General features: G+C 73.7%; 8 protein-coding genes. 2 read left to right on the top strand and 6 right to left on the bottom strand.

What is annotated here, in order from left to right; genetic code table 11:
- Positions 1 to 196: 196 nt before the first annotated feature.
- Both ACFV1W_RS34065 and ACFV1W_RS34060 read right to left on the bottom strand, forming a co-directional pair.
- Complete coding sequence (locus ACFV1W_RS34065) at positions 197 to 463, bottom strand: metal-sensitive transcriptional regulator (protein WP_380421129.1); 267 nt, start codon at positions 461 to 463, stop codon at positions 197 to 199.
- A 96-nt stretch (positions 464 to 559) separates the two neighbouring features.
- A complete protein-coding gene (locus tag ACFV1W_RS34060; RefSeq protein WP_380421128.1) occupies positions 560 to 916 on the bottom strand; it encodes a PRC-barrel domain-containing protein in 357 nt (118 codons plus the stop codon).
- A gap of 376 nt (positions 917 to 1292) precedes the next feature.
- On the opposite strand from ACFV1W_RS34060, the gene ACFV1W_RS34055 reads away from it, so the two are divergent.
- Positions 1293 to 2042: a DUF4097 family beta strand repeat-containing protein gene (locus ACFV1W_RS34055; protein ID WP_380421127.1), complete on the top strand. Its 750-nt coding sequence runs from the start codon at positions 1293 to 1295 to the stop codon at positions 2040 to 2042.
- 147 nt (positions 2043 to 2189) lie between these two features.
- Here ACFV1W_RS34055 and ACFV1W_RS34050 read toward each other — a convergent pair whose 3' ends face one another.
- The 4 genes from ACFV1W_RS34050 to ACFV1W_RS34035 all read right to left on the bottom strand — a co-directional run bounded on the left by ACFV1W_RS34050 (position 2190) and on the right by ACFV1W_RS34035 (position 7529).
- Positions 2190 to 2837: a hypothetical protein gene (locus ACFV1W_RS34050; protein WP_380421126.1), complete on the bottom strand. Its 648-nt coding sequence runs from the start codon at positions 2835 to 2837 to the stop codon at positions 2190 to 2192.
- 173 nt (positions 2838 to 3010) lie between these two features.
- Positions 3011 to 3685, bottom strand: coding sequence for a response regulator (locus tag ACFV1W_RS34045; protein WP_380421125.1), 675 nt, complete (start codon positions 3683 to 3685; stop codon positions 3011 to 3013).
- Entirely contained in the window at positions 3682 to 5091 is a 1410-nt protein-coding gene (locus ACFV1W_RS34040; RefSeq protein WP_380421124.1) for a sensor histidine kinase, read from the bottom strand. The genes ACFV1W_RS34045 and ACFV1W_RS34040 overlap by 4 nt, the downstream gene beginning before the upstream one ends.
- Positions 5092 to 5315: 224 nt before the next feature.
- A complete protein-coding gene (locus ACFV1W_RS34035; RefSeq protein WP_380421123.1) occupies positions 5316 to 7529 on the bottom strand; it encodes an MMPL family transporter in 2214 nt (737 codons plus the stop codon).
- 389 nt (positions 7530 to 7918) lie between these two features.
- On the opposite strand from ACFV1W_RS34035, the gene ACFV1W_RS34030 reads away from it, so the two are divergent.
- On the top strand, positions 7919 to 9043 hold the full coding sequence (locus tag ACFV1W_RS34030) for a DegT/DnrJ/EryC1/StrS family aminotransferase (RefSeq protein WP_380421122.1): 1125 nt from the start codon (positions 7919 to 7921) through the stop codon (positions 9041 to 9043).
- Positions 9044 to 9053 lie beyond the last annotated feature (10 nt).

Below are 9053 nucleotides of genomic sequence, written 5' to 3'. Positions count from 1 at the left end.
GGGGGGTTCGGCCACCGGGGGGAGGGTGGGGGGGGGGGGGGGGGGGGGGGGGGCGGGCCCGGCGCGGGGGCCGGGTCGGGGTGCCCGGCCCCCCCCCTCCGGTGGCGGCGGCGCCGGGCCCGTGTTCCGGGCCGTGCGCGGCACTGCACTCGGGCCGGGGCTAAATGGCCCGATCAGCCCGGGCTCAGGCCAGGGCTCAGGCCAGGGCGAGGAACAGCTTCTCCAGCTCGGCCTCGCTCATCGGCGCGGCGTCCTCGTCGGCGGCGGCCAGGCACTGGCGCATCCCGCTGGCGACGATCTTGAACCCGGCCCGGTCCAGGGCTCGCGAGACGGCGGCGAGCTGGGTGACCACGTCCTTGCAGTCCCGGCCCGCCTCGATCATCGCGATCACTCCGGCCAACTGGCCCTGGGCCCGACGCAGTCGGTTCAGGACCGCGCCGACCGCCTCCTCGTCCACCTGCATGTCCGGGCCGCCCTTCACATCGACTCTCGATCGACAAGTGTACCCGGCGGGGTATTCGTTCCCGGCTGGACGGAAGCCATCCGGAAGGACCCCTGATCAGCGCCGGGCCAGTCGGCGCTCGCCCCCGGAGCCGGTCGTGTACGGCAGCTCGTAGTAGGCGAACACCTCGGGCTCGTCGGTGGCCGGCAGGACGTCGTCGGTGCCGATCGCCGGCGCCTGTTTGACCTTGGCCTTCGGGTACGGCACCCGCAGGTAGTCCGGGCCGGCCACCGAGCCCTCCAGCGGGACGAAGACCAGGCGGCGGTTGGCCACACCGGTCAGGACGGTGGCGAAGAACGGCTCGTCGGTGGACGTCTCGACGTACACCGACTCCAGCGTGCCGATGCGGCGGTCCTTCTCGTCGACCACCGGTCGGCCACGCCATTCGCGGATGTCTGCCCTGGCGATTCCCACGACCTCGGCCTCCCGTCTCGGGCCCAGTCGACGGTTCCGTCCGGTCCGCCGGCTCCGCCGGGCCCACCGCCCGGGGTTTCCATCCTGCGCCGGGACGGCCGCCGGGGCGCGACGAAGGGACACACAGGGGTGAGCCGACCAACCGCCGCCAGGGCGCTGACCTGCGTTTCCAGGCGCCGAGCGGGTGAGCATGCACGGGGCGGTCGCGCGCAAGCCCCGAGCGCGGCGGAGCGGGTCGGAGGTGGGGGCTCCTGGACCCCGGATAGGGGGGCTGGCACCAGGGACCCGGACCCCCGTCCCCCGCTACGGTCGTCGCGACGGCTCCGGAGCGGGGCGGTCACACGGAGTCGGTCCGCACACGACGATCGTCCATGACGTGGGGGGAACCACCATGGCCCAGTACCGCAGCTATCAGCGTCTCGCCGGGGCCGTCGCGGTCGCCGGGCTCGCCGTCGGGGCGCTGGTCGCCTGTGACCCGGTCGGGACCGAGGTCAGCGACGACGCGACCGTCTCGGGCAGGATCACCGCCGTCAAGCTGGACGACCCCTCCGGGACGGTCACCATCCACGGCAAGTCCGGCACCGGGAGTCCCTCCGTCCACCGGAAGATCACCTACCAGGACAGCAAGCCCGGGACGACCACCCGGATCGAGGACGGGATCCTGGTGCTCGGCGGCTGCGGGCACAACTGCTCGGTGAGCTACACCGTCGAGCTGCCCGCCGGGCTGCCGGTCAGCGGCGGCACCTCCTCCGGGGGGATCCACCTCACCGAGGTAGGCTCGGTGTCGGTGCACACCGACTCCGGCAGCATCTCGGTCGACCAGGCCAGCGGAGCGGTCGACCTGCGCACGGACAGCGGTGACATCGACGGCACCTCGCTCAAGGGCGACCGGATCCAGGCCAAGACGGACAGCGGCGCGATCAAGCTCACCGCCGCCAAGGCCCAGGACGTCAAGGCCAGCACCGACAACGGCGAGATCCGCCTGACCGTCCCGCCCGGCTCCTACCGCGTCAGCGCGGGAACGGACATCGGCTCGAAGCACATCGGCGTCCAGAACGACCCCAACGGCAAGTTCAAGCTCGACCTCGGCACGGACATCGGCGACATCACCGTCAACACCGGCTGACCGGGCGCCGACTCCGGTGAACCGCCGGACCGGAACGGGGAGTCGGCGGATCGATCCGACCCGGTACGGGCGGGGCTCGTCCGCGCGGACACGTCCGCTCCGGGTACGCACCCCGGCGGGCGCACCGGGAGCGGGCGTGTCCGGAGGTCAGAGGCCGGTCTGGATCTCGGCACGGTGGCGGATGTACTCGTCGGGGTGCGAGCGGGCGATCGTCACCGCGGCCTCGACCAGGGCGTGCAGTTCTGCGGGGTAGGCGCGCGGCACCAGCGGCAGGCCGGGCAGGATGCAGCGGCGGACGTCCAGGTCCTCGTTGGCGACGAACTCCCGCAGCGCGGCCTCGTTCCAGCTGTCGCGGACGGTCGCGCCCTCGTCGGCCGTCGCGTCCCGGCCGCCGCCGACCGTCAGTGCCGTCCAGTACCAGGCCCGCGCGGCACCGGCGCGCTCCGGGTTGGTGCCGGTCTGCAGGTATCCGAGCAGGGCCCGCCGGACCCGGCGCTGGCCGAAGGCGATGAGGGCGGGCTCGACGAAGCGGCGGTTGAAGCTCGGGTTGGGATCGTGGACCGCCGCCTCCAGCAGCGGCTCGAAGTACTCCTCTGGCAGCTCGGACCGCCCGGCGAGCGCCTTGTGGACCTCCCATCGGGCCGCGCTCGGGTAGTCCGCCCCCGGTGCGACCTCGGCCCCGAGCACGCGGAGAAGACGAGCGAGCCGCAGCTCGAACGCCTGTGATCCGCCCTCCGTGCGCCCGGGCAACGGCTGGAGAATCCGCACCTCGCCGGCCGTGTCCTTGGTTTCCACGAACATCCTCCTCATTCTGAGTCATCGGCAGACTACTCGCTGATACACCAGTTCGGTGGCGGTTTTCGGCCAGGACCGGATCTTGGAGGGTTCCTTCGGGGAATTTCTGACGTCGCCTCAGTCTGCGATCGCGGCAGAGGGCGGAAGTCGCGGAGCGCGCGGGTGACGCCCCGTCAGGACGGTCTGCCGGGCGGGACCAGTCCGGACTGGTAGGCGATCGCGACGAGTTGCGCCCGGTCCCGGGCGTCCAGCTTGGCCATCGCCCGGTGCACGTGGGTGCGGACGGTGAACGGGCTGACGAACATCCGCTCGGCGATCTCCTCGTTGGTGAGTCCGGTCGCGGCCATCGACATCACCTCGCGCTCGCGAGCGGTGAGGACGGAGAGCCGCTCGGCGGATGCGACGGCGGCCGGATCGGGCTGGGCGAGGAACTGCTCGATCACCGCCCGGGTGGCGGCGGGCGAGAGCAGGGCGTCACCGGCCGCGACGGTGCGGACGGCGGCCAGCAGCTCCTTCGGATCGGCGCCCTTGCCGAGGAATCCCCCGGCGCCCGCGCGCAGCGCCTGGGCCACGTACTCGTCGATCTCGAAGGTGGTGAGGATGAGCACCCGGGTGCCGGACAGCTCCTCGTCCGCGCAGATCTCGGCGGTGGCGCCGAGGCCGTCGGCGCCGGGCATCCGGATGTCCATCAGCACGAGGTCGGGTTTGGTGGCCCGGGCGAGCTCCACCGCCTCGCGGCCGTCGGCGGCCTCGCCGACCACCTCCATGTCCTCCTCGGCGTCGATCAGCATCCGGAAGGCGCCGCGCAGGAGGGCCTGGTCGTCGGCGAGCAGCACGCGGATGGTCATGCGGGGTCCTTGTCCTTACGGATGGCGCGATCTTGTCGGGCGGCGTCCGGGGAGCCGCTGGAGCGGTCGGGACGGGCGGGACGGACGATGCAGTCGCGCCGGAAGCCGTGGGCGGCCCGGTCCTTGGCGACGGGCTCGACCGGGCCGCCCCTTTCGGGGGTGCCGTCCGGGCGGGACGAACCGTCCGTCCACGGCGCGACGTCGTCCCTGGCGCCGGTGCGCAGCGGGAGTTCGGCGGTGACCAGGAAACCGCCGTCGGGTCGGCGGTCGGCGGTGAGGCGCCCGCCGATCGCGCCGGCCCGCTCGCGCATGCCGATCAGGCCGAAGCCGCTCTCGCCGGGGGCGGCCGGCGGCAGCAGGGCGGTGCGCCGGCGGCCGGTGGCGGTCGGGCGGCCGTTGGCGACGCTGACGGCGACCCGGCTGCCGGTGTAGGAGAGGGTGACCTCGGCGTCGGCGCCGTTGGCGTGCTTGGCGACGTTGGTCAGCGACTCCTGGACGATCCGGAAGGCGGTGAGGTCGACGCCGGGCGACAGCGGCCGGGACTCGCCTTCGACGGTGAGCCGGACCGGCAGGCCGGCCCGCTCGAAGGAGTTGATCAGTTCCGGGAGCCGGTCCAGGCCGGGGGCGGGTTCGAGCGGGGCCGGTTCCTCGGCGCGGCGCAACAGGCCGACGGTGGCCCGCAGCTCCTGGAGGGCGGAGCCGGTGGCGTCGGTGATATGGCTGAGCACCTCCCGGGCCTGCACCGGGTGGCTGTCCATGAGGTGGACGGCGATGCCGGCCTGGGCGTTGGCGAGGGCGATGTGGTGGGCGACCACGTCGTGCAGGTCGCGGGCGATCCGGATCCGCTCGTCGGCGACCCGGCGCCGGGCCTCCTCCTCGCGGGTGCGTTCGGCGCGTTCGGCGCGTTCCTCGATCGCGGCGAGGTGGGCGCGACGGTTGCGGATGGAGTCGCCGAGGGCGCCGGGCAGCAGGGCCCAGGCGAGGACGCCGATCCGCTCGCCGATCGGGCCGCCGTGCCCGAGGAGCAGGGACATCCCGGTGAGCAGCACGGCCGTGGTGATCGAGGCGCGCAGCGCGGTGGAGCGGTCGGTGCGCACGGCGAGGAAGTAGAGCGCGAGCAGCAGCGGGGTGGCCAGCATGGGGGTGAGCCGGGGGCTGGTCCAGGTCAGCGCCATGGTGCAGAGCAGGGCGACGGCCGCCACCGCGCGCGGGTGGCGGCGGTGGAGGAACACGGCTGCGGCGGCGATCAGGGCGAGGACGCCGGTGGCCGGGGCGACCGGGGCGAAGTGTCCGGTGGTCTGGTCGACGCTGGCGCCGAGACCGGTGACCGCGAGCAGGGCCAGGCCTCCGGCGGCATCGAGCAGCCGGGGGTGCTCGCGGCGCAGGCGCTGCCAGGTGTCGCTCATGCTCGTGCTCTCCGGGTCGGGGTGCCCTGGCCGCACCCTCGCCGGGTTCTGCCAGTCGGTGTCGCGCCGCGCCCCGGTGGGGTACGGCGCGGGCGGGTCGGGGGCGTCCGTACGGGCGGCGGCCCCGACAGCAACGGTAAACGGTTGACGCTCGAACCGGTGTCCGAGCCGACCGGTGCCGGGCCCGGCCCGAGGGGTGTTCGGGCCGGGCCGGCGGTGCCGGTCTAGACGGTGACCGCCTCCCGGGCCGGGGCCGGCTCGGGGGCGACGGTGTGCAGCTTGCTGCCCTCGACGTCGACGTCCGGTATCAGGCGGTCGAGCCAGCGCGGAAGCCACCAGGCACGGTGGTCGAGCAGGGCCAGGACGGCCGGGACGATCGTCATCCGGACCACGAAGGCGTCGAAGGCGACGGCCGCGGCGAGGCCCAGACCCATCATCTTGATCATCGGCTCGCTCATCCCGATGAAGCCCGCGAAGACGGCGATCATGATGAAGGCGGCCGCGGTGACCACCCGGGCGTTGTGCCGGAAACCGGTGACGATGGCCTCGCGGGGCTGCTCGCCATGGACGAAGCCCTCGCGGATCCGGGTGACCAGGAACACCTCGTAGTCCATGGCGAGGCCGAAGACCACGCCGATCATGAAGATCGGCATCATGCTCATCACCGGGCCGGTCTGCTCCACGCCGATCAGGTCGGCCAGCCAGCCCCACTGGAAGACCGCGACGACCGCGCCGAGCGCGGCGGCCACCGAGAGCAGGAAGCCGAGCGCCGCCTTGAGCGGGACGAGGACGGAGCGGAAGACCACCAGCAGCAGCAGGACGGCCAGGCCGACGACCACCGCGAGGTAGGGCAGCAGCGCGTCCGTGAGCTTCTGCGAGACGTCGATGTTCATCGCCGTCGTGCCGCTGACCAGGACCGTCGCCCCGGTCGAGGCCTTGAGTCCGGCGGCCTGGCCGCGGATGGTGTGGACCAGGTGCTTGGTCGCCTCGTCGGCCGGACCGGTGGCCGGGACGGCGTTGAGCAGCGCGGTGTCGCCCGCCTTGTTGAACATCGGCGGCGCCACGGCGACCACGCCGGGCACGCCGGAGACGGCCTTGGCGACCTCGCCCACGGCGGCCTTCGGGTCCGGCGTGCCCTTGACGTCCACCAGGACGGTCAGCGGGCCGTTGAAGCCGGGGCCGAAGCCCTCGGAGAGCAGGTCGTAGGCGCGGCGCTGGGTGGTCGAGGTGGGCTTGGCCTCGTCGCCGGGCAGGCCGAGCCGCAGGTCGAGCGCGGGCGAGGCGAGCACGCCGAGGCCGATCACGCCGAGCAGCAGAACCGCGAGCGGGCGGCGGGTCACCAACCGGGCCCAGCGGGCGCCGCCGTTCTCCTTCGCCTCGGCGGGCTGCACCGCGCCACCGGCCTTCTCGGCCCTGCGGACCTTGCGGGGCAGCACCTTGCGGCCGATGAAGCCGAGCAGGGCGGGCACCAGGGTGAGCGCGACCAGCACGGCGATGACGACCGTCCCGGCGGCGGCCATGCCCATCTTGGCGAGCATCGGGATGCCGACCACGGAGAGCCCGGCGAGGGCGATCACCACGGTGAGCCCGGCGAAGACCACCGCGGAGCCGGCGGTGCCGACAGCCCGGCCGGCCGCCTCCTGCGGGGTGCGGCCCTCGGCGAGCTCGGCCCGGTAGCGGGAGACGATGAACACCGCGTAGTCGATGCCGACGGCGAGGCCGAGCATCATGGCCAGCGTGCCGGTGGTCGAGGAGAGGCCGAGCGTGCTGCCGAGCGCGGTGATCAGCGACATGCCGAGGCCGACGCCGATCACGGCGGTGAGCAGCGGCAGGCCGGCCGCGACCAGCGAGCCGAAGGTGATCACCAGGACGACCGCGGACAGCGCCATGCCGATCGCCTCGCTGCTGCCGCCCGCCTCGGGCTTGGCCATCAGCGCGTTGCCGCCGATCTCGACCTTGAGCCCGGCGTCCCGCCCGTGCTGGGCGGCCTGCTGGAGCGCGTCGGTGGCGCTCTTGGACACCTCGCCCGCCTTGGCGGAGTAGCTCACGGTGGCGTAGGCCGTCGTCTCGTCCTTGGAGACGGCGCCCTTCGCCTTGAAGGGGTCCACCGCGCTGGTGACCTGCTCGCCGTGGACGAGCTCGCCGACCGTCTTCTCCACGATCTGCTGGTTCGGCCCGGCGGTGATCTTCTGCCCGGAGGGCGCGACGAACACCAGGCGGGCCGAGGCACCGTCGGCGTGGCCGCCGGGGAAGCGCTCGTTCATCAGGTCGAAGGCCTTCTGGGCCTCCGTCCCGGGCATCGAGAAGCCGTCGTCGGGTGCGGCGGGCGCCTTGGCCGCCAGGACTCCGCCGACTGCCAGCACGGCGACCCACAGGAGGGCCACCAGCCGGCGCCGCGCGAAGACCCATCGGCCCAGGCGGTAGAGGAACGTTGCCACGGGAGAGCGGACTCCTTCGGATTCGGAAGCAGGTGCGGACGGGGACGGGTGCGGGTGCGGGTGCACGAAGGCGGTCCGCTCGCAGCATGACCAATCCTTGATCGCCGGCCCCCGCTCCGTCGTCGTCCCTGCGCAGGCCGTTTCCGTACTGCGGACGCAGTACGGCCCTCCCCCGTACGGCGGAGCGCACGCCCCGCACCGGGAGCAGCCCGAAGCCCCCCTGTGGCCTACGGCGGGAGCAGTGCCGGGTCACCCGTGCGGAGGTGACGAACGGGCCGCGACCGCCCCGGCGAAGTAGCGTGATGGGCCTCTGGCCCGACCGTTTCCACCCGGTCCGGGCCGACCCGTCCCGATCGGTGCTGAACCCAGCCCGCCGCCGGAGGTGCCTCATGGGCGTGCCAGCCGCCCGCATCGTGTTCGACGAGAACGACCGCGCGGCCGTCGCCGACGCGGTGGCCGAGATGCTCACCACCGGCGCCCTGACCCTCGGCCCATGGACCGAGCGCTTCGAGCAGGCCTTCGCCGCCGAGCACGGCGCCTCGCACGCCGTCGCGGTGAGCAGCGGCACCGCGGCGCTGGAGATGATCCTGCGCACCGTCGACGTCCGCGGCCGCGACGTGGTCGTCCCCGCCGTCACGTTCTACGCGACGGCGGGAGCGGTGGTCCACGCCGGCGGCCGTCCGGTGTTCGCCGACGTCGACCCGGCCACCCTGGCGCTCTCCCCCGAGACCCTCGCGGCAGCCCTCACCCCGGACACCGCGGCCGTCGTGCTCGTCCACATCGGCGGACTGGTCACCCCGCAGGTGGACGCCCTGCGCGCGCTCTGCGACCGGCACGGCGTCCCGCTGGTCGAGGACGCCGCGCACGCGCACGGCAGCAGCCACGACGGCCGCGCCGCCGGGACCTTCGGCCTGGCCGGGGCCTTCTCCTTCTACCCGACCAAGGTCACCACCAGCGGCGAGGGCGGCATGATCCTCACCGAGTCGCCGGAGCTGCGCGACGAGGCCCGGATCTACCGCGACCAGGGCAAGGGCTCCTTCGGCGCCAACCACCACGTCCGGCTCGGTTACTCCTGGCGGATGAGCGAGCTGCACGCGGCCGTCGGCGCGGTGCACCTGCGGCGGCTCAAGGAGTTCATCGAGACCCGCCGGGCAGTCGCCCGCCGCTACGACTCGGCGCTGGCCGCACTGGACGGGATGGAGCCGGTGCTCGAACCGCCCGGCAGCCGCGGCAACTACTACAAGTACGTGGCGCTGCTGGCGCCCGGCGTGGAGCGCGCCGCCTTCAAACGGGCGGTGGCCGAGGAGTACGGGGTGCGGCTGTCCGGCGAGGTCTACGACCTGCCGCTGCACCTGCAGCCGGTCCTCGCCCCGTACCGGCGCGGGCCGCTGCCGGTGGCCGAGGACGTCTGCGCCCGGCAGGTCTGCCTGCCGGTGCACTCCGACATGACCGAGGACGAGACCGAGCAGGTGGTCGAGGCCGTCTCGGCCGTGCACCGGCGGCTGGCCGGGTAGCCGAGCGAAG

The organism is Kitasatospora sp. NPDC059648 (genome assembly GCF_042734825.1).
In the GTDB taxonomy this organism is placed as follows: domain Bacteria; phylum Actinomycetota; class Actinomycetes; order Streptomycetales; family Streptomycetaceae; genus Kitasatospora.
The sequence above is the reverse complement of the archived record's forward strand: the minus strand, read 5'-3'. Positions and strand labels throughout refer to the sequence as shown.